Below are 20,554 nucleotides of genomic sequence, written 5' to 3' on the forward strand. Positions count from 1 at the left end.
GACAGCGGCTGCGTACAAGCCCGTACCGCCGCCGGGCGCCCAGACTCGAGGCGGATGCCCCCGATCCGCCCGGTCGCGAAGCCGGGCGCGGGCCCCGGGCCGGCCGGCCGTCCCCCGCCGTCGGCCGTCCGGGGCCCCTACCGGGCCCCGGCACGCCCCCGCCTTCGCCCCCCGGCTCCCGCTCGTCGAAAGGCACCCCATGGCCGACCGTGTCCGCGCCTCGCTCCACCGGAGGCGCACCACCGTGCTGTGGGTGACCACAGTGGTGATGATCCTCGCCGCCCTCGGCGGCCTGGGCGTCGAACACCGTATGCGGCACGGCGGGTTCGCCGACCCGGGAGCGGAGTCGACACGGGCGGAACGGCTGCTCTCCGAGCGCTTCCCCGCCGCGGACGACGACATGGTGCTGCTGCTCACCGGCCCCGGCGGTGTCGGCGCCCCGGCGACCCGGGCGGCGGCGCGGGACCTCGGCGAACGGGCCGCCGCCGACCGCGGCGTACGGGCCGTCACCTCGTACTGGACCGCCGGCGAACCCGCCGCCATGCGGTCGTCCGACGGCCGGACCGGCCTCGTCACCCTCTCCCTGCGCGGCGACGAGAACGACCGGGCGAAGACCGCCGAACGCCTCCTCCCCGAGCTGCGCGAACACGCCGGCGGCCTGACGGTGCACGCCGCGGGCTCCGCCCAAGTGCAAGCCGAGGTCGGCGACCGCACCGAACGCGACCTCCTGCTCGCCGAGGTCATCGCCGCCCCCGTCACCCTGCTGCTCCTGCTGCTGGTTTTCGGCAGCGCGGTGGCCGCCGCCCTGCCGCTGGTGATCGCCCTGCTGTCGATCCTCGTCACCCGGGCCGTCCTCAACGCCCTCGCCGGCGCCGTATCGGTGTCGGTGTACTCGATGAACCTCACCACGGCCCTCGGCCTGGGCCTCGCCATCGACTACAGCCTGTTCGTCCTGGCCCGCTTCCGCGAGGAACTCCGCGCCGGCGCCACCGTGGAGGAGGCACTCCGCAGGACGATGCGCAGCGCCGGTCGCACGGTCGCCTTCTCCGCGCTGACCGTCGCGCTGTCCCTGACGGCGCTGCTGGTCTTCCCCCAGTTCTTCCTGCGCTCGTTCGCCTACGGCGGCATCGTCGTCGTCCTCGCGGCCGCCGCCGGCGCGACGCTCGTCCTGCCCGCCCTGCTGGCCGTCCTCGGCCCGCGCGTCAACCGGTTCGACGTGTTCGCCCGCCGGCGCCGCCCGGCCCCGGGCGGCACCGGGGGGACGGCCGCGCCCGCCACCGCCGCCGAGGGCCGCTGGCACCGGCTCGCCCACGCCGTGATGCGCCGGCCGCTGGTGTACGGCGGTGGGGTCGTCGTCCTCCTGGCCGTCCTCGCCTCGCCGTTCTCCGACGTCACCCCCGGCCTTTTCGACGACCGCTCGCTGCCCGCCTCCGCCCAGGTGCACCGCGCCACGGACCGGCTGCGCCACGACTTCGACCCGGGCGTGACCCGGGGCATGCCCATCGTCGTCGAGGGCGCGGGACGCGGCGCCACGACCGCCGTCGACCGCTACGCGCTCGACCTCTCCCGCACCCCCGGTGTCCGGTCCGTGACCGCGCCGACCGGCGACTACGCCGACGGGCGGCGCGTCCGCGGCCCCGGCCCGGCGTCCGCCGCCCTCGCCGACGACCGGACGACGCTGCTCACCGCAGTCTCCACGGCCGACCAGGACTCCCAGGAGGCCGGCCGGCTCGTCGGCCGGCTCCGCGCGGTCGAACCGCCCGCCGGCGGCGGCGACATCAGGGTCTCCGTCGGCGGGCGCGCGGCGGACGTCAAGGACAGCAGTGCGGCCATCGGCCGGGCCACCCCGGCGGCCGTGGGCATCGTCGTCGGCTCGTCCCTCGTCCTGCTCTTCCTCTTCACCGGCAGCCTGCTGATGCCCCTCAAGGCGCTGGCCCTCAACGCCCTCAGCCTCACGGCCACCTTCGGCGCCATGGTCTTCGTCTTCCAGGAGGGCCACCTGGCGTTCCTCGTCGGCAGTCCGCCGCACACCGGGACGCTCGACGCGGCGATCCCCATCCTCACCTTCTGCGTGGCCTTCGGACTGTCCATGGACTACGAGGTGTTCCTCCTCTCCCGGATCCGCGAGCGCTACCTGCGCACCGGCGACAACACCGAGTCCGTGGCCCACGGCCTCCAGCGCACCGGCGGCATCATCACGGCCGCCGCCGTCATCATCGCCGTCGTCCTCGTCGTCTTCGCGATCAGCGGGGTGACCCTGCTCAAGCTCCTCGGCGTCGGTCTCGCGCTCGCGGTGGTCATGGACGCGACGCTGGTCCGGGCCGTGCTCGTGCCGGCGTTCATGCGGCTCGCCGGCCGCGTCAACTGGTGGGCCCCGGGCCCGCTCCGCCGGCTCCACGACCGGATCGGGCTGAGCGAGGGCGGGAGCGAGGACGAGGACGACGGGCGCGGCGCGCCCGCGTCCGCCCCGGCGCCGTCCGGGGTGAGCGCGGGGCGGCCGTGAGGCATCGCGCGCCCCACCGCGCCCCGGCGTGCCGCGCCCCGCCGTTCCGGCAGCGGCACGAACGGCAGGGGTCACCGGCATGATCGCCGACAGATCGGGGTTACTGATGCGGTTCCTTCTCGTCCAGGACACCATCGACGCCGCCGGCGTCCTGGCCCGCGAACTGGAGTACGCGGGCCACACCGTCCAGACAGTCTCCGCCGCCGAGGCCGAGCACGGCCCCCGCGACGCCGACGTCGTCCTGATGGACGTCACCCGCACCTGCGAGGAGGCCTACCTGCGCTGCGGACGGCTCCGCCGGCTGCACGGCGCGCCCGTCATCGTCCTGGACTGCGCGCCCGACGAGCTGAGCTGCGTCACCTTCCTGCGCAGCGGCGCCGACGACCACATGGCCAAGCCGTACCGCTTCTGGGAGCTCACCGCCCGAGCCCGGAGGGCCGCCCGCGCGGGCTGCGCCGGCCACTGCGGTCACCCGCCCGAGGCCGCCCCGCCGGAGGACCCCGGGCCGGACCAGGCGGCCGGCGCCGTCCGGATCGACGAACGGGCCCGGCAGGCCACCTTCCGCGGCGAGCCGCTGCGCCTCACCCGCAAGGAGTTCGACCTGCTCCGCTTCCTGCACGAGGCACGCGGCTCGGTCTGCACCCGGGAGGAGATCATCGCCCGGCTGTGGGGCGACAACTGGTACGGCTCGGAACGCACGGTGGACGTGCACGTCAGCGCGTTGCGCCGGAAGCTCGGCGACCCGTCGGTGCTGGCCACCGTCCGGGGCGTCGGCTTCCGGCTGGGGGAGCCCGCCGGCGCGGCGCTTCCGCGGCTGCGGCCCGCGGGCTGAGGCCCCGGGGACGGCCGACGGCCGGTGCCCCTTCCGGAGCACCGGCCGCCGGCCGTGCGCGGGTCAGCCGGCGACCCCGGCCGGAGTCGGCCGGAAGGTGACCGTGCCGTCCATCAGCCCGGAGACGATCTCCCGGATGCTCTCGGTCAGCGCGTTGACGGCCACCGGGTCGAGGATGGCGGCCAGGCTCGGCATGCCGAGGTCGAAGACGGAGTCGAAGAGCAGCTCCGTACCCTCCTCCGTCGCGCGGACCTCCCAGGAGCCGGAGAAGTGCGCGAAGTCGCCCTCCGTCTGCTCGAAGTCGATCCGCAGCCGCTCCCGGTCGATCGTGTCGACCTCGCTCCAGCGGATGACGCCCTCGCGGAAGTGCACCCACCAGGTGGACGAGCAGGTGCTGCCGTCCGTCCGGTCCACCTTGATGTCCCGCACGGCCGGCGTGTACTCGCGGTACGAGGCGAAGTCACTGACCCGGTCGAAGACCTGGTCCGCGTCCATGCCCACGACCAGCGCGGCGACCCTGACGTTGTTCATGCCTGTGCTCCGTTCGACGGGGAGGGTACGGGGGAGACCGGGACGAGGCGGGCGGCCACGTGCGCCGCGGCCTCGCCGCAGACGGCGGCGATCCGCGCCACGTCGGACTCGGTGAGCAGGTACGAGGGGGTCAGCCGGATCACCCGGCCGGAGTTGAGCGAGTGGTTGACCAGGATGTGCTGCTCCAGCATGTGCAGGGTGAACTCCCCGGCGGCGGCCTCGGTCGCGAACTCCACGCCGATCAGCAGGCCCGCGCCGCGCACGTCCGTCACCACGCCGTCGCGGTACGGGTCCAGCGCCTCCCGCACGGCCGCCAGCAGGACGCGGCCGGTCGCGGCCGTCCGCGCGACCACGTCCTCCTCGCGGGTCACCCGGACCGCCGCCTCGGCCGCCGCCATGGCCAGCGGGGACGCGGCGAACGTCGAGCTGTGCAGGAACGGGTCCTCGCCGAACGGCCGGTAGACCTCCTCCGTGGCCAGCACCGCCGCGACCGGGACCACACCGCCGCTCAGCCCCTTGCCGACCAGCATCAGGTCCGGGGAGACGCCGTCCCGGTCCGCGCCCCACCAGGTGCCGAGCCGGCCCAGGCCGGTCTGGATCTCGTCCACCGCCAGCAGGGCGCCGCGGGCGCGGCAGATCTCCGCCACCCGGGCGAGGTAACCCGGTTCGGGTATGACCACCCCGGCCTCTCCTTGCACCGGTTCGAGGAACACACAGGCCCGGTCCGGGAGTTCGGCCAGCAGGGCGTCCAGCTCGGCCGCGTCCCCGTACGTCACGTGGTGCACACCGGGCAGCAGCGGGCGGAACGGCGTCTGGTAGAGCGGCCGGGCGGTCAGCGCCAGGGCGCCGCTGGTCTTGCCGTGGAACCCCTGGTGGGCGGAGACCAGCGCCCCGCAGCCGGCGGCACGGGCCAGCTTCAGCGCCGTCTCGGTCGCCTCCGCCCCGGAGTTGGCGAAGTGCACCCGGGTGAGACCGGGCGGCGCGACCGAGGCCAGCGCCTCCGCGGCGCGCGCCGCGACCGGTTCCAGCAGCAGCCGGGTGGCCATCGGGTGCCGGTCGAGCTGGGCGTGGACGGCCGCCACGACCTCCGGGTGCCGGTGGCCGAGCAGGAAGACGCCGTAGCCGCCGCAGTCCAGATAGCGGGTGCCCGCGTCGTCGTAGACCCGGCAGCCGTCGCCGCCGAGCTCCAGCGCCCCGCCGAGCATCGAGGAGAGCCGGGCCCGGCCCGTCGACAGATGGCGCCGGTAGCCGTCGTGGACCGCGGCCCGGTCCGGGACGGCGGTCACGCGGCGGCCCCGCGCCGGTCGAGGCGGCGGATCCGGATCAGGTACGCCACCGAGGCACGGCAGGCGTCGGCGAGCTCGTCCGACGTGGGCTGGGCGATGCCGGGCAGCGCGCCGAGGGTGGACGGGAAGCACTCGACGGTGTCGAAGAGCTCGGTGAGCCCGAGCATCGTCTCGAAGCGCCCGCGGTCCCGCTCGGGCAACTGGCCCAGGAAGACCGGGCGGATGAGGCGGTCGATGACGTCCGGCTCCACCAGCCGGGGGCGGGGCGGCTCCAGGCCGTGGTCGCGGGCCACCTCCAGGATCAGGTCGATCAGCCGCTGGGCGGGGAGCGCGGCGTCGCCCGCGGTGAGCCAGTGCTCGCCCGAGTCGACGCCGTGGTCGACGATCGACCGGATCGCCCGCGCCACGACGTCGACGGGCAGGAAGTCGACACGGTGGTCGGGCAGGACGGGCGCCATGGGCAGGGTGTTCTGCAACGTGGCCAGCATGATGCTGTGCAGGCCCTGGAGCGCGCTGATGCGCCCGGTGACGGAGTGGCCGATGACGATGCCGGGCCGGAGCACCGTACCGGTGTGCCCCTCCTCGGCGAGCGCCTCCTCGGCCGCCCGCTTGGAGTCCAGGTAGTGGTGGGCGGTGGTGGCCGACTCGCCGGCCACCTCCCGCTCCCGGGCGCGCCGGACGACGAACGCGGTGCTGACGTGGTGCAGCACCGCCCCGCTCCGGCGGGCGAAGCGGACCATGTTCCGCGCACCGTCCGCGTTGACGCGGTGCGAGGTCTCCGACGCCGCGTCGAACGAGGTGTTGCCGGCGCAGTGCACCACGACGTCGGTGTTCTCGGCCAGCGCGCGGTACGCGCCGGGGGAGAGCCCGAAGTCCGGTCGGGCGGTGTCCCCTTGGACGGAGACGACCGGGTGGCCGCCGGCGGCGCCGCGCACGGGGCGGCGGTGTGTCAGGCAGGTCACGTGGTGGTGGGAGAGCTGTCCGAGCAGGGCGCTTCCGATGACCCCGGAGGCGCCGGTGAGAAGAACGTTTTTCGGCATACCGATTACCCGCTTGCCTGTCGCGATGACACGGTGATGAAGGAAGACGGTGATGAAGGAAGACGGTGATGAAGGAAAGACACCGCCACCGCACGCCGCGCCGCCGGCTCGGCGGCCGGGTGGGAAGGGGCTGCGGGGCGGGGCCGGCCCGAGGGCCGGGACGCCTGGCCCGCGCGGTGCCGCGGCGCCGTTGCCGGGGAACCTCGCGCGCGGGGAGGCACGCGGCGTCAGGGACGCCGGGGGCCGGAGGGCGTCACGTCACGAGGAGCGGCGCGCCCCGGTAGTAGTCGCAGAGCGGCCCGGCGGTGCGCGCCCGGGACGGGGGATGCAGCGAGAGGCCGGAACAGGAGGCCAGCAGCAGGGCCACGTCGCCCGAGCCGATGAACTCCATGCCCCCGAGCAGTTCCGCGCACCGCGCGGCCACCGTGCGGACGGTCTCCTGCACGGCGTAGCGGCAGGCCAGGGTGCGGGCGAACACGGCGTCCAGGTCGGCGCCGGCGAGGTCGCCGTCGAGGGCGCCCGCCGCGCCTTCCAGGGCCGCCGCGGCGGCCTCCAGGGGGACCAGGACGCCGGACAGGGAGTCGTCGGCGATCCGCGGCCGGTCCAGCAGCCGCTCGGCGAGCGCACTGGCGGCGCCGAGGTAGGACGCGGACATGAGCAGTTCGAACCAGACGAACCCGACCTTCTGCAGTTCGTCCAGCCCCTGGTCCGCGGCCGAGGCCATACGGACCATCAGGTCCTCGGTGACCTCGACGCCGTCGAGGACGACCTCCTCGCTCTCGGCGCCGGCCAGGACGGGTGTGCGCCAGAACGGGCGCACGCTCAGGCCGGGGGAGTCCTTGGGCAGCAGGGCCACGGCGGCGCCCTCGGGCTCGCCCTTCTCGTCGAGGAGCGTCACGGACGCGGTGAAGAGGTCCATGGAACGGGCCAGGCTGCAGGGGCGTTTGCGGCCGGTGAGCAGGTAGCGGTCGCCGTTCCGGCGGGCCTCCATGGTGGGTTCCAGGATGCCGCGGCCGGACTGCCCCTCGGCGAATCCGGAGGCGACCAGCAGGTCGCCGGTGGCGATGGCCTCCAGCAGCATCCATTCGTTGCCGCCCGAGGCGGCGGCACTGGCCTTGAGCCCGGCCACCGAGAAGTGGTGCATCGTGGTGGCGACGGCCAGCGAGGGCGACCGGGCGCCGACGGCGCGTTGGACGCGTACCGCCTCCCGGCAGGTCGCGCCCTTTCCGGCGTGCGACGCGGAGACGATCAGGGCGGGGCCGGCGGCCTCGCGGAACAGGCGCAGGGCCTCGCCCCCGGGTTTCTCCAGCTCTTCCAGTGAGTACTTCGCCAACCGGGCGTCCAGCCCCGGGAGTAACTTCTCGAGTGTCGCTCGTTCGGGGTGCAGAAAGCGCACAATCCCCCCTCGAATACGCCGTACCGGCCTTCCGACACGAAAACCCTATACAAGGAAGATCGGAGCGGTGTAAAGGAAAGTGTAAGTTTGATTTAATTTTCACACGAGATTGCGGCCGTATTGTTCAGAAAACGTGCAATACGAACTGTTATCGGCGGGTCCACGACGGCCCGGGCGTGTCCCGCCCCCGCCCGAGATGCGGCCCGGAGGGCGGGCGTGCACGCTGGAACGACGATCTCGACATCCCCCGACGAAAGGGTGAAGGAGCATGATCGTCCAGAAACTGCACGAAGCCGGCCTGCGGAGCGAGCACGCCTACTGCATGGCCTTCGGCTCCATCGCGCTGACGGTGGTGGCCTGGGCCGGGTCGCTGAAGGCGGAGAGCGCCGGCACCGCTCGAGCCGACCGCTGGGGCATCTTCGTCGGCGAGTGGGCACCGACGTTCTTCACCCTCGGCTTGGCACTCGCCCGTTACGAGGACCGCGACTGAGGCCCGAGACGGGGTCGCGGACCGTCCGCGACCGCCGGGAACCGCCCGCTGCCCCGGGCGGTTCCCGCACGCCGTTCCGAGGCCCTGGCCGGGCGGGGTCTTGGGCCGCCGGTCCGCTCCAGGGGGGACTCCACCGACCGCGCCCGTACGGGGCGTCGCCACCATGGGGGCATGGCCGACTCCGTGGCCGACGAGGAAGAATCCGTAGTGAACGCCCGGGCCTCCGGCGCGCGGAGCGGGGTACCGCGACCTGCTGTCGGAAAGGCACCGCCGACCGGGACACTGTGACCGCCGGGCGGGCGCCAGGGGCGGTCGCTGCGTCTCAGGGGCAATCGTCGCTGAGGCCGCAGATCCACGCCAGGGCGTCGTGCGCGCCCTGGGTGAACAGGGCGGCGCCGGGCGGCTGGGCCGGATCGTCGAGTTGCACCACGGCCGCGTCCACCTCGGCCATCAGCGTCTCCATGTCCACGCCGGCATGGAGGGTGGCGCCGGTGACGGGCGCCCCGCCGGGCGCGCCCAGCGCCCACCGGTAGCCGGCCGCGGCGCCGCGGGCGTACGGCCCGTCCCGCCCCGGCCCGTCCCCCGCCCGGATCCGCCGGTAGGCGCGGGCGACCTGGCGGCGCGTACGCGCCCCCGTCAACAGTTCTTCCACGGCTGCGAGTTCCCCGGTCATACCGGTGCGTGTATCCGCGAGACCGGAACTGATGCCCCCGACCACCCCCCGAGGACCGCTCTTCGTGCTCCTCGCCGCACCGCGTGGGAAAGCGGAGCAGACGGCACAGCGGAGAGACGGAAGAGGCCCCGGGACGACGGCGGAAAGGCCGGGCCGAGGGAGAAGCGGAGGGCCTCGGTGAACGGAAACGGAATGAGCGGCCGAATACGGGGCAGGCGCGTACTGGTCGGTACGCCTGCCCACACCCTTCCGGGAGGAATCCATGCTGCTCGCCCACCCCGCCGTTCTCCGCGACCTCGTCGAGCGCCACACGGCGCTTCAGCGTTCCGCGACCGCGCGACCGGCGGACCCGGCGCTCCGGCGGCAGCTGGCGGACGTGACCTACACCCTGTGCGTCACCACCGGGACCCGCGATATCGCCGACGCCTTGCGGGCCGCCCGCCGTCGGCTCGCCGACGCGCCCGACCCCGTGGCGGGCGCCGGTACGGCCGCTTCCGGCCCGGTCGACGCCGTCCTGCCCCGCCAGGCGGTCCCGATGGCCTCGCAGGCCCCCTCCGCCGCGCCGACGGGCCGCCCGGCACGGCGGCCGGCGGACCGGGCCGCCCGGCTCGAAAGCCGGCCGGCCGGTCACTCCGCGCGGATCACCAGCGCGTAGTCGCCCAGCCCGAGCAGCCGGTGCCCGGACACGTTCCCCTGGGTGGTGTGCACGGTCCCGATGCGCCCCGTCGCGGGGTCGAAGGCCACGTCCTTGACCGTGCCGTGTTCGTCCCCCCGGTCGGTGAGCACCCGGCTGCCGAGGAGCTCGTGGTGGTCCGGTTCCCGTGACACCACCGGTTCCGCGGCCGAGCGGACGATCACCGCGTCCGGACCCACCGCCCGCACCAGACTCCAGGGCAGCCAGGCCCGGCCCCTACGGGCCGGGCCGCCGGACAGCCGCAGGTGGCCGATCAGCCCCAGCGGCGCCTCGACGGCCAGCGCCTCGACCGTACCGAGCTCCGCGGCCTCGTCCGCCGTCACGACGGGCAGCCCCTTCGTCCCGCTGAACAGCATCATCACAGGTGCTCCTTCCCTTCCGCCGCGGCGCCCGGCCGCGGGCCGGCGCCCGTCCGCGGGCCGGCGGTCGCCGCCCTGGCGGCGAAGATCTCGACCTGGGTGGTGAAACTGGGCAGGTCGTCCGCCACGAAGTGGGACGCGTCGGAAGGCACCACCAGCGCCCGGCCCGAGACGGCGAGCGCCTCGCCCCGGGGCACGAAGACGCTGTTCCGCCCGTGCTCCCGGTGGACGAACGCCTCGGTGGCGGAGATCCGGAAGCCGACCACCCGCCCATCCGGAGCCACCACCACGTCGAGCACGCTGCCCGCCTCGACACCCTCGTCCGTCAGCACCTTCGCCCCCGGCACCGCGCCGTGCGCCGCCTCGCCCGAGACCACCACGGCCGCCGGCTCGGCGAGCGCCTCCCGCCCGGGGATCATCACGGCGTGCCGTCCCAGCGCGTGCACCGAGGACCACGGCAGGCTCTGCTTGAGCGGCCCGGCCAGCAGGCCGCGCCCGTTGAGCGTGAACCCGGTGATCTGTCCCGCGGTGCCGTCGAAGACGGTGTCCTTGATCTCCGCGACGACTTCTCCGCCCAGGGTCACCACCGGCCGCTTGGCCAGCTCGGAGGCGAGCATCAGCGCGTCCACCGCGTACCTCCCCTGCCCGCCCGCTGCCCACGCCGGACCACGATCACCGTTCCGGACCGCCGCCGCGCCTGCACGCCCGCCAAGGCGCCGGCCACGACGAGCAGGCCCACGGCCGCAATGATCAGCCAGCCCCACCAGAGCATCGTTCACCTCCCGGTTTCACAACCGTCCATGCCGTCCGTGCCGTTGCGCCCATCGCCGTCGGCTCCGCGCCGCCGGGGGGCACCGGACCGCATGCCCGCTCCTCCCCGGCCGATGCGCCACAACCGGCGTGACGGAGCGGCAAGTTGGCGCACGCGCCGGGAACGCGCCGTCGCCGACGAACGCACGCGGGCGGATACACGGGGTGACGCGCGGGCCCGGGAGGAGCCGGGAGGGCCCGGCGATACGGGCGGCGGGCCTGATGCCGTTCGTTCGTAGGCGCACCCTCGCGCAGCGTGAGCCGGAGGGGCCCGGCGTGTGAGGCCGCGCATAGGGCCTCGATCACATACGGCCCTCTTTAGTTCCGGGTGGCGCGCATTTCCCGGGGATTTCCGGGGTCTTCCGGGGGCGCGTGAACGATGCGGGGGAGTAGGTCACAGTGCTTGTCGGGGATTTCGGGCGCCGCTAAGAATGGCTGGACCGCACGGCGCCGTCCGACCGAGAACGGCGCTTTCGTTTGCGCCGGTCCAGGCCCGTGCGGGTTCCCGATCCGAAAGGTTCAGCCCCCTTATGCGTTCCACTCACTCTGGCTATCCCCGTCTGACCAAGGCCCACAAGTTCTCCGCCGCGGCGCTGACCGCGGCCGGTGCCGCCGCTGTGGCGTTCGGTGCCGCCTCGCAGGCCGTGGCCGCGCCGGTGCCGGCGTCGGTCAAGCCGGTCGCGCAGAGCGTGGAGAGCTTCGCCCAGACGCAGGACGCCGAGCGGGCGCAGGCCACCGACAAGGCCGCCGCGCAGGCGAAGGCCGAGGCGGCGAAGGCGAAGGCCGAGGCGAAGGCGGACAAGGAGCGCGCCGGCAAGCAGGCCGCGAACCGCTCCACCACCCGCAAGCCCATCGAGAAGCCCGCTGCCGCCCCTGCGCCGAAGGTGTACGCGGACGACCTGGAGGGCTGGATCTCCGAGGCCCTGGACATCATGAAGGCCAAGGGCATCCCGGCCTCCTACGAGGGCGTGAAGCGCAACATCATGCGCGAGTCGACCGGTAACCCGCGCGCGATCAACGACTGGGACGTCAACGCCGTCAACGGTGTGCCGTCGAAGGGTCTGCTGCAGATCATCGACCCGACGTTCAAGGCGTACCACGTCGAGGGCACGTCCTGGGACATCTGGGACCCGGTCGCCAACATCGTCGCGTCCTGCAACTACGCGGCCGACAAGTACGGCTCGATGGACAACGTGAATTCCGCCTACTGATAGGCCACAAAATTCCCCGCCGGAGGGCGGCGGCACCGCCGAAAGCGCGTGCCGCCGCCCTCCGGCGCGTCCGCATCATCCCTCGCCACGGGGGTAGTCGTGGCGCATGCGCAAAGCGGTGAGTTCATGGGACGAAGCGGCCTTCCGCGCGGTGGCGACCCGGCACTGGCCCGGCGCCGACCGCGTCCTGCCCCGGTTGTCGCGCAGCGCCGACCGGGGCCTGCTGTGGTTCGGCCTCGCGGCCGGCGCGGCGGTGCTGGGCGGCAGGCCGGCCCGGCGCGCGGCCCTGCGGGGCGCCGCGTCGCTCGCCCTGGCCTCGGCCACGGTCAACACGCTCGGCAAACGGTCCGTACGCCGCGCCCGGCCCCTGGTGGACGTCGTCCCCCTCGTCCGCCGGCTGGCCCGCCAGCCGATCACCACGTCGTTCCCCTCGGGGCACTCGGCCTCCGCCGCGGCCTTCGCCACCGGCGTCGCCCTGGAGAACCCCGGCTGGGGGCTCGCCCTGGCGCCGCTCGCCGCCTCCGTCTGCTTCTCCCGCGTCTATACGGGTGTGCACTACCCGGGTGACGTGCTGGTCGGCGCCGCGCTCGGCGCGGGTGCCGCGTTCGCCGTGCGCGGCCTGGTCCCCACCCGGCAGCAGCTCGCGCCGCCCGCCCGGCCGCGGGCCGACGCCCCCGCCCTCACGGAGGGCGAGGGCCTGGTCGTGGTGGCGAATCCCGGCTCCGGCCAGCGGCTGACCGAACGGCCGGACGCCGCCGACCCCCTGCGTTCCGTGCTGCCACGCGCCGAATTCCTGACCGTGCGCACCGGCACCGACGGGCCCGGCCCCTCGCTGGAGGAGGCCCTGGAGACGGGCGCGGAACGGGCGCGGGAGCTCGGCGGCGCGCTCGGCGTCCTCGGCGGCGACGGCACCGTCAACGCCGCCGCGGCCGTCGCCAGGCGGCACGGGCTGCCGCTGGCCGTCCTGCCCGGCGGCACGCACAACCACTTCGCCTACGACCTGGGTATCGAGACCCTCGGCGACGCCTGCCGGGCCATCGAGTGCGGGGAGGCGGTCGCCGTCGACATGGTGCGGATCCGCGGCGGCATGGAACGCGACGAACGGTGGTTCCTCAACACGTTCAGCGTCGGCGCCTACCCGGAGCTGGTCCGGGTCCGGGAGCGGTGGGCCTCCCGCATCGGCGCGTGGCCGGCCGGGATCCTCGCGGCCGTGCACGTCCTGCGCACCGGCCGGCCCGTCACCGTGGAGATCAACGGCAGGCGGCGGCGGGTCTGGACGGTCTTCGCCGGCAACTGCACCTACCGCGGCCTCGGCGCGGCCCCGGTGCGCCGGCACGACCTCGCCGACGGCGTCCTGGACGTCCGGATCGTGTCCGCCGGCCGGCTGGCCCGGACCCGCCTGCTGGCCGCGGCCCTGACCGGCGGCATCCGCAGCACCCCCGTCCTGGGCACGGCCCGCCTGCGGCGGCTGCGCATCGGCGGGCTGCGTCCCGACGCGCATTTCGCGTACGACGGCGAGACCGCGCCGGTGCCGGGCGGGCTGACACTGGAGAAGGAGAACGAGGCGCTGGTGGTCTACCGGGTGCCCACCGGCCCGTAGGCGGCGGTGCCGGAGGCGTACGGCCGGGTGGTGACCGGCGGGGCCGTCCCCGCTCAGGCGGCCGGCAGGGCACCGAGCAGCCTGTCGGTGCCGGTCACGGCGAGGAGGCGGGCGACGCCGCTCTGCAGCGGCCCCCGCACCACCAGCGCGGTCCCGGCGTCGGCGGCTTCCAGCCGGGCCCACAGCAGGGTGTTCAGTCCGGTGCAGTCGCAGAAGCTGACTTCGGCGAAGTCCAGGTCGAGGGCGCACGGATGGTGCTGCCCGAGGCAGGCGCCGATGGCCCGGCGCAGTCCGGGCGCGGTGCCGAGGTCCACCTCGCCCGTGAGGCGGATGGCGGCGCGACCGCCGTGGAGGTCCACGCGGGTGCGCAGGCGCCGTGCCGATGGGTCGGGGTTCGTCATGTGCCGCTCCCATGGAGAGCCGGTAGGCGGGCAGGAGCCGGGCTCCTCCTCCCATTGTCATCTTCCGAGAGCGGTTTCATCTTTCGGGTGGGTCGACGGGGTGGTCCGTTTCTCGTATGAGCCGTGCGCCGTTGGTCGTACGGATCCGCCACTCGGCGGAGCGTAGTGCGATCGAATGACCTCGTGACGGAGTGATGAATGATGCGTGCTCTGATGCGGACCGGCATCGCGGTGAGCTCGGTTGCCGTTGCCCTGCTCGGCCTGGCGGGCCCGGCGTCGGCGGACGACGGCGGACGGAACGGTGACCGGAACGTGGTCGGTGCGTCGGGAGTGGCGAGCGGGGTGCGGAACAAGCAGGCGGACGACTCCTCCAACAACTGCCGGGACTCCGTCGGTGTCCTCTCCTTCCGCGACTGCCGCAACGACACCGTCCGCGGCCCCGGCCGCACCCACAACACCGACACCTTCAACGGCGTCCTGACCGGCGTCCTCACCAGCACCGCCGTCGACCACAGCAACAACTGCGGCAGCCTGGTCGCCGTCCTGTCGGAAACCCGCTGCGTCGTCATCGAACACCCGACCCGCAACCGCTAGACCACACCCCGCTCCGCACCCCCCGGCCGCCGCACGGCGGCCGGATCCCGCGGTGACGCGCGGCGGAGACTGGCCGGGCCGCGCCACGTGTCACCGCGGGGCGGCGACCTGGTAGTCGGGCAGGTCGATGTATCCCGCCTTGGCGAACTGGGCGGCGAGCAGGTTCCGCAGGGGCCTCCGGTTCATCTGTCGCATCGAGAGGTTCCGCAGCCGGATGCCCAGCGCGCTCGACGGCGCGTAGCCCGCGGCGCCCCCCGGCGGCAGCTCTTGGGCCCGGTCGACATAGGGGCGCATCACGCGGTCGTAGCGCGGGAAGGCCACCCGGTGGTCGCCCTCGGCCGTGGCCAGTTCGCCCGCCAGGACGTACGCCCCGACCAGCGCCAGGCTGGTGCCGAGCCCGGTGAGCGGCGTGGGGCAGTATCCCGCGTCGCCGAGCAGCGCCACCCGGCCCCGCGTCCACCGGTCGAGGCGGATGAGGCCCATCGAGTCGAAGAAGAAGTCGGGCGCCTCCCGGGCCGCCCGGAGCAGGTACGGAGCCTCCCAGCCGACCCCCGTGAACCGCTCGGCGAGCAGCCGCCGTTGAGCGGCGACGTCTCGCCGGTCGACCGCGAGCGGCGGCGAACGGAAGCTCAGGCCGGCCTTGATCTCGCCGGGGAGCCGGCCGGGCCGGGCTGAGGCGACGCGTCCGCCGGGCGCGTTGTGCATCATGAACCAGCCGTCGAGGTCGGGACCGTCCAGGGCGGTGAACCACGCCGTGTACAGGCCCAGTGGGCGCACGTACGCGTGCTCCGGCCCGAACGCGAGGCCGCGCACCGTCGAATGAGGGCCGTCCGCTCCGATGACGAGCCCGAACCGGCGGGTGCCCGCGGAGCGGAACGCGACCGTGACGCCGGTCTCGTCCTGGGTCAGCTCCGTGATGGTGTCGTCGAAGAGGTACTCCGTGTCCCGTCCGGGGCCGGTGGCCTCGTACAGGAGACGCGCGAGGTCGCCGCGGAGGATCTCGATCTCGGAGACGATTCCCTCGCCGCCGAAGCTGTCCGCCGTCATACGAGCGGAGATTCGGCCGGACGCGTCCACGCAGGCGAAACCACGTTGGTCCAGGGCGAGCGCCCGGGCCTGTTCCATGAGCCCCATCCGGGTCACGACGGTGCGGCCGGCGCCGCGGAGGTCCACGGCCTGGCCGCCGGGCCGCGGGGCGGGCGCCTGTTCGACGACGGTGACGGAGAAGCCCGCTCGGCACAGCCAGTACGCGAGCGCGGGTCCGGCGATACCGCCGCCGGAGATGAGGATGTCGGTGTTCTGCATGGCAGTGAATGTACGCCGTACGCCGAGGAGGGGGTAAGCGATGATCTGTGCAATCGGCGGGTACAGAGGGGTAGTTGGAGAACGGTGCGCACTAGTGCGCGGTGGAGCGTCGGCGGCTGCTCGGAGCGGTCCTTCGGTGTACCGCGCGGTGTGGCGCTACGGTGATGCCCTCCTAAGTGCACTAGTGCGGGAAGAGAGGGGATCGTGGATCGGCGTACGGACTCGCGCTCCGGTCGGATCGTCGAGGAGATCCGCAGGCGGATCGAAACGGGCGAACTGGGCCCCGGGGACCGGGTCCCCTCGACACGGGACATCACCCGGCAGTGGGGCGTCGCCATGGCGACCGCGACGAAGGCGCTGACCGAGCTCCGCCACGAGGGGCTGGTCCGCGCGATCCCGGGTGTCGGCACCGTCGTCGCCACGCCGCCCCGGCGCGCCGAGCGCGCCGCCCGCCGCCCGGCCGCGCCGCAGGCCCTCCCGGCCCGGCGGGGGAGTACGGACCAAGGGCTCACCCTCGACCGGATCGTCGAGTCCGCCCTGGCGATCGCCGACGCCGAGGGCCTGGCCGCCGTCTCGATGCGGCGGGTCGCCACCGGTCTCGGGGTGGCGACCATGTCGCTCTACCGGCACGTGGCCGACAAGGAAGCCCTGCTGATGGGGATGATGGAGGCCGCCTTCGCCCGGACCCCGTTTCCCGACGTCCCGCCGGACGACTGGCGGGAGCGGCTGACCGTCGCGGCCCGGCTGCTGTGGCGGGCGTTCCGCCGCCATCCGTGGCTCGCCCCCGCCCTCTCCGTGGCCCGCCCACAACTGGTGCCCAGCGCCCTGCCCTTCACCGAGTGGGTGCTCGGCGCTCTGGACGGCCGGGGCCTCGACCCCGCGACGGTCTTCTCCACCCACCTGACCCTGATCAACTACATTCGCGGCACCGCGGTCGGCATCGAGGCCGACGAGGAGGCCGAAGAAGCCACCGGCATGGACGCCGACCGCTGGATGGATGCCCAGGAGCCCGCCCTGCGGCAGGTGCTGGCCGACGGGCGCTTCCCGACGATGGCGCGGCTCACCGCCGTTCCCTACGACTTCGATCTCGACGGCCTCTTCGAGTTCGGGCTGCGGCGCCTCCTCGACGGCATCGCCGTGCTCCTGGCGGACACCGAGGGCTGAGCCGGCCGAAAGGCTCCGCAGAACCGAACGCATCCCCCATTCGTCCCGGACTCCGCCCCCGGACCGGTCGGCGGCCCGGTAACGTGACCGCTCAGTGGAAGGGAGGCCGCCGCTACGCGAGTCGCGGTGGCGGGCGTTGGGGGTGGAGTGTGGCGGAGACGGCGGAAGGTCTGTGTGGGGAAGGGCGGCGGCATGCCGTGGTCGTCGGGGGGAGTCTGAGCGGGCTTCTCGCCGCGCACGTGCTGGCCGATCACGCCGACGCGGTGACCCTCGTGGAACGCGATCGCTATCCCGACGGGCCGGAGCACCGGCCCGGTCTGCCGCAGGACCGGCACACCCATGTCCTGCTGGAGAGCGGCCGGCAGGCGCTGGAACGGCTGCTGCCCGGCGTCGTCGACGAGTTGCGCGCGCACGGCGCCCTGGCGATCGGGATGCCCGACGACCTGCTGCACTGGCAGGCGGGCCGCTGGTACCGGCGCACCCCCGCCACCATCCGCTTCGTCAGCGCCTCCCGCCCCCTCGTCGACTGGGTGGTGCGCCGCCGCGTGCTGGCCCACCCCCGGATCCGGCTCGTCGAGGGCACGGAGGTCACCGGTCTGACGGGCGACGCGACCCGGGTGCGCGGCGTCCGGCTGCGTACCCGGGGCGCCGGACGGGCGGGGGAGGAGCCCGGTGCGCTCCCGGCCGGTCTCGTCCTGGACGCCTCCGGGCGCTCCTCCAAGGCCCCCGGCTGGCTGGCGGAGCTCGGCGCCGAGCCGGCCCCCGAGGAGCGGATCGACACCGGACTCGCCTACGCCACCCGCTTCTACCGGGCGGGCGGCAACAAGGACGCGCCGTTCCGGGGGATTTACGTGGTCCCCGACGCCACCCAGCCCTACGGCGGGCTGATCCTGCCCATGGAGGACGACCGCTGGGCCGTCCTGCTGTCCGGGCTCCGGGGCTGCGAACCGCCCACCGACGAGGCCGGGTTCACCGCCTTCGCCGACTGCCTCCCGCACCCGGTCTTCCGCGAGTGGATCGACAAGGCCGAGCCGCTCACCGCCGTCCACGGCTACCGGGCCACTGCCAACGTCCGCCGCCGCTACGACCGGCCGGGCCGCCGCCCGGCGGGCTTCCTCGCCGTCGGGGAGGCGCTGTGCGCCTTCAACCCCGTCTACGGACAGGGCATGACCGTGGCGGCGCTCAACGCGCTGGCCCTGCGCGCCGCCCTGGACGGCACCCGCCGGGCACCGACGACCCGGCGGGTCCAGCGGGCACTGTCCGCGACCGTCCGCCCGGCGTGGACCGTCTCCGCCGGCGGCGACCGGCTGCTGCCCGGCGCCGTCGGCAACGCGGCCGGCGTCCGGGCCGTCGACCGGCCGGGCGCCTGGTACATGTCCCGCGTCGCCCGGCGGGCCACCGGCGATCCGGTCGTCGGCGCGGCCTTCCGGGCGGTGACGGGGCTCGTCGTCCCGCCGTCCGCCCTGCTCGCGCCGGCCGTCGCCCGGGCCGTCCTGCTGCGCCCCGAACCGCACGCCCCCGCCGAGCCGCCGATGGAGCAAGAGCCCGGCACCGGGCGGTGACCGGGCGGGCCGGCGGCGCGGGCCCGCCGCCGGCCCGCAAGCGGCTCAGCCGCGCAGCGGCCCCTCGCAGGAGTAGTCGGCGCTTCCGGCCCGGCCGTCAGGCCAGACGTCGACCGGGCCGAACGAGCAGTTCATCTCCTCCAGGTTGGTGGAAGCGGGCCGGGCCCGCTCCAGCAGGAAGTAGTCGACCGTGTCCGACATATCGCGGAAGACCCGGTCCGGATCGGCCGCGTCGACGAGGTTCGCGGTGATCCGGCCGGTGCACACGAAGCGCCGCACCGACGGGTCGGGCCCCGCGGCGCAGGCGGGCGTCAGCGAGGTGGCCGAGGCCAGCGACGCGCGTACGGCCTCGGGGGAGGCGTCCCGCAGCCGGTCGTTCGGGATGACGTCCGTGCTGGGCACGTAGAGCCGGTCCACCTCGGCGATCCGCGCGTCCAGGAAAGCGTCGTAGGCCCGCTGGAGCCCGGCGTCCTTCCCCATCCGGTCGCGCCACGCGTCGAACCCGGCCGGGTCGTCCGCCCGCAGCAGACCGTACATCTCCCGCAGCAGCGACGGCCGTTCCGTCCACAGGAACCCGAAGAACGTGCCCGCGTAGTCGTAGAAGCGGAAGCCGTCGCCGTCGTACGTGGCGTGCAGCAGCCGGTCGACGCTCATCCGGGGGCCGCCGTTCGCCGTGTCCTTGATGACGCCCCGGACCAGCGACTTGCGCACCTTCACGCCCTCGCCGCGAGTGGCGCCGGCGAAGAACTCCGCCGTCCCCTCGTCCATCGCGGTCGTCCGGTCGCCCTGGTACCAGGCGCCCTCGCCGAACAGGCCGGGCACGGCCCACCGCCCGTTGAGGTAGTGCGTGTACTCGTGCCGGAACAGCTCCTCCAGCGTCAGCGACGAGTCCTGCGGGACGCGGCGCTGGTACGTGTAGAAGGTCGCGCCCTGCTCGATGTACATACCGCCGTTGGCCGTGCTCAGCCCGGTGAGCAGCGGCTGGAAGTCCTCGTACTGGGCGCGCGAGGCGTACAGGACGATGGTGAGCGTGGCGTTGTCGTCGCCGGCCAGCGGCCGCTCGCTGCCCAGCACCCGGTGGAACTGTGCCTTCACCTGCTTGCTCGCGTAATACAGCCGGTCGACGGTGACCCGGTCCAGGGCGGTGCGCACCTTGATGCCGCCCCCGTCGTAGGTGTACGCGGCCGGGAAGAGGCGCCGCTCGATGTCCGGCTTACAGACGTCGTACGCGGCGCACGCCCGGTAGTAGACCAGCCAGCCGGCCGCCTTGGCCCACGGTGAGCTCAGCGCGCCGAAATTCCGCTCGGCCACCGGCAGCAGCGCGCCGAGGCCGGACACCGTCTCGTCCCTTAGCGCGTCGACCTCGCCGAAGCGGCCGTACTCGCCGAGCGCGTCCCGCACCACCCAGGCGTTGGGCGTGCCCTTGAGGTGCGTGTAGCCGGCGAACTTCCGGAACGCCTCGCGGTAGGCGGCGTTGGCGGACACCACCGTGCGGAACGCGGTGTCCTTGTTGCCCGGGTACAGGCCCAGGTAGTTGACGGACAGGCCGGCGAGTGCGGCGCCGCCCCAGGACGGGTCCTTGTACGTGGTGGTGTGGTACGGGTCCATGGTCGCCAGCACCTTGCGGATCAGGCCGAGCTGCGACTGGCGCAGGCCGGGCCCGCTGCCCGCGTACAGGGCCTCGCGCAGGCTCTCCGCGTTCGAGCGCGTCACGTCGAAGCTGTGCGCCGCCCCGCCGAAGGCGCTGATCGCCCGGCGCATGGCCTCGGCGGTCGGCGGATCCGTGACGTCGATCTCCGAGCGGGAGAAGTCGTGGTACACGACGGCGTGAAGGTAGGTGAGCATCTCCAGCAGACGACCGCCGTTCCGGCCGTCGTGCCCCGGCGCGAGGGCGGATATCCGGCGGGAGACGGCCTGGACGTGCGCGTCGGACATCACGGGGGCGAGCCGGGCGTCCCAGTTCCAGACGAGGGTGCGGAGGCAGCCGTCCGCGGTGACGGCCGGGTCGGCGAGGAAGTCGGCGAACGCCTCGGGGCCGAGGCCGGACACGCCGTCGAGCGTGCAGGGCGCCACCCCGGGGCGGGGCGTGGGGCCCTGCACGCT

The 20,554-nt window shown here is 74.2% G+C and carries 20 protein-coding genes; 9 read left to right on the forward strand and 11 right to left on the reverse strand.

The window, feature by feature from the left end; genetic code table 11:
* Positions 1-199 precede the first annotated feature (199 nt).
* Both ACSNOK_RS04135 and ACSNOK_RS04140 read left to right on the forward strand, forming a co-directional pair.
* Positions 200-2,503, forward strand: a complete 2,304-nt coding sequence (locus ACSNOK_RS04135; protein ID WP_436779163.1) for an MMPL family transporter — start codon at positions 200-202, stop codon at positions 2,501-2,503.
* A 79-nt stretch (positions 2,504-2,582) separates the two neighbouring features.
* Positions 2,583-3,335: a winged helix-turn-helix transcriptional regulator gene (locus tag ACSNOK_RS04140; RefSeq protein WP_436779164.1), complete on the forward strand. Its 753-nt coding sequence runs from the start codon at positions 2,583-2,585 to the stop codon at positions 3,333-3,335.
* Between the two features lie 63 nt (positions 3,336-3,398).
* On the opposite strand, the gene ACSNOK_RS04145 is transcribed toward ACSNOK_RS04140, so the two are convergent.
* The 4 genes from ACSNOK_RS04145 to ACSNOK_RS04160 all read right to left on the reverse strand — a co-directional run bounded on the left by ACSNOK_RS04145 (position 3,399) and on the right by ACSNOK_RS04160 (position 7,525).
* On the reverse strand, positions 3,399-3,866 hold the full coding sequence (locus ACSNOK_RS04145; RefSeq protein ID WP_436779165.1) for a type II toxin-antitoxin system RatA family toxin: 468 nt from the start codon (positions 3,864-3,866) through the stop codon (positions 3,399-3,401).
* Positions 3,863-5,152 (reverse strand): aspartate aminotransferase family protein, encoded by a 1,290-nt coding sequence (locus ACSNOK_RS04150; RefSeq protein WP_436779166.1) that lies wholly within the window; start codon positions 5,150-5,152, stop codon positions 3,863-3,865. Before ACSNOK_RS04150 ends, ACSNOK_RS04145 begins: the two co-directional genes overlap by 4 nt.
* Positions 5,149-6,192, reverse strand: a complete 1,044-nt coding sequence (locus tag ACSNOK_RS04155) for an SDR family oxidoreductase (RefSeq protein WP_436779167.1) — start codon at positions 6,190-6,192, stop codon at positions 5,149-5,151. Before ACSNOK_RS04155 ends, ACSNOK_RS04150 begins: the two co-directional genes overlap by 4 nt.
* A gap of 253 nt (positions 6,193-6,445) precedes the next feature.
* Positions 6,446-7,525 (reverse strand): acyl-CoA dehydrogenase family protein, encoded by a 1,080-nt coding sequence (locus ACSNOK_RS04160; protein WP_436779168.1) that lies wholly within the window; start codon positions 7,523-7,525, stop codon positions 6,446-6,448.
* A 331-nt stretch (positions 7,526-7,856) separates the two neighbouring features.
* Here ACSNOK_RS04160 and ACSNOK_RS04165 point away from each other — a divergent pair, with 331 nt between their 5' ends.
* Complete coding sequence (locus ACSNOK_RS04165) at positions 7,857-8,078, forward strand: hypothetical protein (protein WP_185943109.1); 222 nt, start codon at positions 7,857-7,859, stop codon at positions 8,076-8,078.
* Positions 8,079-8,400: 322 nt separating this feature from the next.
* Here the strand turns inward: ACSNOK_RS04165 and ACSNOK_RS04170 are convergent, their stop codons facing one another.
* Positions 8,401-8,751, reverse strand: a complete 351-nt coding sequence (locus tag ACSNOK_RS04170) for a hypothetical protein (RefSeq protein ID WP_436779169.1) — start codon at positions 8,749-8,751, stop codon at positions 8,401-8,403.
* 262 nt (positions 8,752-9,013) lie between these two features.
* On the opposite strand from ACSNOK_RS04170, the gene ACSNOK_RS04175 reads away from it, so the two are divergent.
* A complete protein-coding gene (locus ACSNOK_RS04175) occupies positions 9,014-9,406 on the forward strand; it encodes a DUF5133 domain-containing protein (RefSeq protein ID WP_436779170.1) in 393 nt (130 codons plus the stop codon).
* On the opposite strand, the gene ACSNOK_RS04180 is transcribed toward ACSNOK_RS04175, so the two are convergent.
* From ACSNOK_RS04180 to ACSNOK_RS04190, 3 genes are read right to left on the reverse strand one after another with little or no spacing between them, the layout of a single operon-like run.
* Positions 9,379-9,804, reverse strand: a complete 426-nt coding sequence (locus tag ACSNOK_RS04180; RefSeq protein ID WP_436779171.1) for a PRC-barrel domain-containing protein — start codon at positions 9,802-9,804, stop codon at positions 9,379-9,381. The two genes, ACSNOK_RS04175 and ACSNOK_RS04180, sit on opposite strands and share 28 nt — an antisense overlap.
* Positions 9,804-10,433: a PRC-barrel domain-containing protein gene (locus ACSNOK_RS04185; protein ID WP_436779172.1), complete on the reverse strand. Its 630-nt coding sequence runs from the start codon at positions 10,431-10,433 to the stop codon at positions 9,804-9,806. The genes ACSNOK_RS04180 and ACSNOK_RS04185 overlap by 1 nt, the downstream gene beginning before the upstream one ends.
* A complete protein-coding gene (locus ACSNOK_RS04190) occupies positions 10,421-10,576 on the reverse strand; it encodes a hypothetical protein (protein WP_436779173.1) in 156 nt (51 codons plus the stop codon). The genes ACSNOK_RS04185 and ACSNOK_RS04190 overlap by 13 nt, the downstream gene beginning before the upstream one ends.
* Before the next feature lie 568 nt (positions 10,577-11,144).
* Here ACSNOK_RS04190 and ACSNOK_RS04195 point away from each other — a divergent pair.
* Positions 11,145-11,825 carry a transglycosylase SLT domain-containing protein gene (locus tag ACSNOK_RS04195; RefSeq protein WP_436779174.1) on the forward strand — a complete coding sequence of 227 codons (681 nt, stop codon included), beginning with the start codon at positions 11,145-11,147 and terminating at the stop codon, positions 11,823-11,825.
* Positions 11,826-11,931: 106 nt separating this feature from the next.
* Entirely contained in the window at positions 11,932-13,425 is a 1,494-nt protein-coding gene (locus ACSNOK_RS04200) for a bifunctional phosphatase PAP2/diacylglycerol kinase family protein (RefSeq protein WP_436779175.1), read from the forward strand.
* A 53-nt stretch (positions 13,426-13,478) separates the two neighbouring features.
* On the opposite strand, the gene ACSNOK_RS04205 is transcribed toward ACSNOK_RS04200, so the two are convergent.
* A complete protein-coding gene (locus tag ACSNOK_RS04205) occupies positions 13,479-13,826 on the reverse strand; it encodes an STAS domain-containing protein (RefSeq protein WP_436779176.1) in 348 nt (115 codons plus the stop codon).
* A gap of 198 nt (positions 13,827-14,024) precedes the next feature.
* On the opposite strand from ACSNOK_RS04205, the gene ACSNOK_RS04210 reads away from it, so the two are divergent.
* Positions 14,025-14,420: a hypothetical protein gene (locus ACSNOK_RS04210; RefSeq protein ID WP_436779177.1), complete on the forward strand. Its 396-nt coding sequence runs from the start codon at positions 14,025-14,027 to the stop codon at positions 14,418-14,420.
* A 90-nt stretch (positions 14,421-14,510) separates the two neighbouring features.
* Here ACSNOK_RS04210 and ACSNOK_RS04215 read toward each other — a convergent pair whose 3' ends face one another.
* Positions 14,511-15,725 (reverse strand): FAD-dependent monooxygenase, encoded by a 1,215-nt coding sequence (locus tag ACSNOK_RS04215; protein WP_436779178.1) that lies wholly within the window; start codon positions 15,723-15,725, stop codon positions 14,511-14,513.
* A 204-nt stretch (positions 15,726-15,929) separates the two neighbouring features.
* On the opposite strand from ACSNOK_RS04215, the gene ACSNOK_RS04220 reads away from it, so the two are divergent.
* On the forward strand, positions 15,930-16,889 hold the full coding sequence (locus ACSNOK_RS04220) for a TetR/AcrR family transcriptional regulator C-terminal domain-containing protein (RefSeq protein ID WP_436779179.1): 960 nt from the start codon (positions 15,930-15,932) through the stop codon (positions 16,887-16,889).
* Between the two features lie 239 nt (positions 16,890-17,128).
* Positions 17,129-18,451, forward strand: coding sequence for a monooxygenase (locus ACSNOK_RS04225; RefSeq protein ID WP_436779180.1), 1,323 nt, complete (start codon positions 17,129-17,131; stop codon positions 18,449-18,451).
* 45 nt (positions 18,452-18,496) lie between these two features.
* Here ACSNOK_RS04225 and ACSNOK_RS04230 read toward each other — a convergent pair.
* A partial coding sequence (locus tag ACSNOK_RS04230; RefSeq protein WP_436779181.1) for a collagenase occupies positions 18,497-20,554 on the reverse strand: 2,058 nt, incomplete at its 5' end.

It is taken from the genome of Streptomyces sp. URMC 126, assembly GCF_051386555.1.
GTDB lineage: Bacteria > Actinomycetota > Actinomycetes > Streptomycetales > Streptomycetaceae > Streptomyces.

Coding starts and splice junctions, on each gene's coding strand:
- ACSNOK_RS04135 (WP_436779163.1), top strand. CDS start 200: ATGGCCGACCGTGTCCGCGCCTCGCTCCACCGGAGGCGCACCACCGTG.
- ACSNOK_RS04140 (WP_436779164.1), top strand. CDS start 2,583: ATGATCGCCGACAGATCGGGGTTACTGATGCGGTTCCTTCTCGTCCAG.
- ACSNOK_RS04145 (WP_436779165.1), bottom strand. CDS start 3,866: ATGAACAACGTCAGGGTCGCCGCGCTGGTCGTGGGCATGGACGCGGAC.
- ACSNOK_RS04155 (WP_436779167.1), bottom strand. CDS start 6,192: ATGCCGAAAAACGTTCTTCTCACCGGCGCCTCCGGGGTCATCGGAAGC.
- ACSNOK_RS04165 (WP_185943109.1), top strand. CDS start 7,857: ATGATCGTCCAGAAACTGCACGAAGCCGGCCTGCGGAGCGAGCACGCC.
- ACSNOK_RS04170 (WP_436779169.1), bottom strand. CDS start 8,751: ATGACCGGGGAACTCGCAGCCGTGGAAGAACTGTTGACGGGGGCGCGT.
- ACSNOK_RS04175 (WP_436779170.1), top strand. CDS start 9,014: ATGCTGCTCGCCCACCCCGCCGTTCTCCGCGACCTCGTCGAGCGCCAC.
- ACSNOK_RS04180 (WP_436779171.1), bottom strand. CDS start 9,804: ATGATGCTGTTCAGCGGGACGAAGGGGCTGCCCGTCGTGACGGCGGAC.
- ACSNOK_RS04190 (WP_436779173.1), bottom strand. CDS start 10,576: ATGCTCTGGTGGGGCTGGCTGATCATTGCGGCCGTGGGCCTGCTCGTC.
- ACSNOK_RS04195 (WP_436779174.1), top strand. CDS start 11,145: ATGCGTTCCACTCACTCTGGCTATCCCCGTCTGACCAAGGCCCACAAG.
- ACSNOK_RS04200 (WP_436779175.1), top strand. CDS start 11,932: ATGCGCAAAGCGGTGAGTTCATGGGACGAAGCGGCCTTCCGCGCGGTG.
- ACSNOK_RS04205 (WP_436779176.1), bottom strand. CDS start 13,826: ATGACGAACCCCGACCCATCGGCACGGCGCCTGCGCACCCGCGTGGAC.
- ACSNOK_RS04210 (WP_436779177.1), top strand. CDS start 14,025: ATGATGCGTGCTCTGATGCGGACCGGCATCGCGGTGAGCTCGGTTGCC.
- ACSNOK_RS04215 (WP_436779178.1), bottom strand. CDS start 15,725: ATGCAGAACACCGACATCCTCATCTCCGGCGGCGGTATCGCCGGACCC.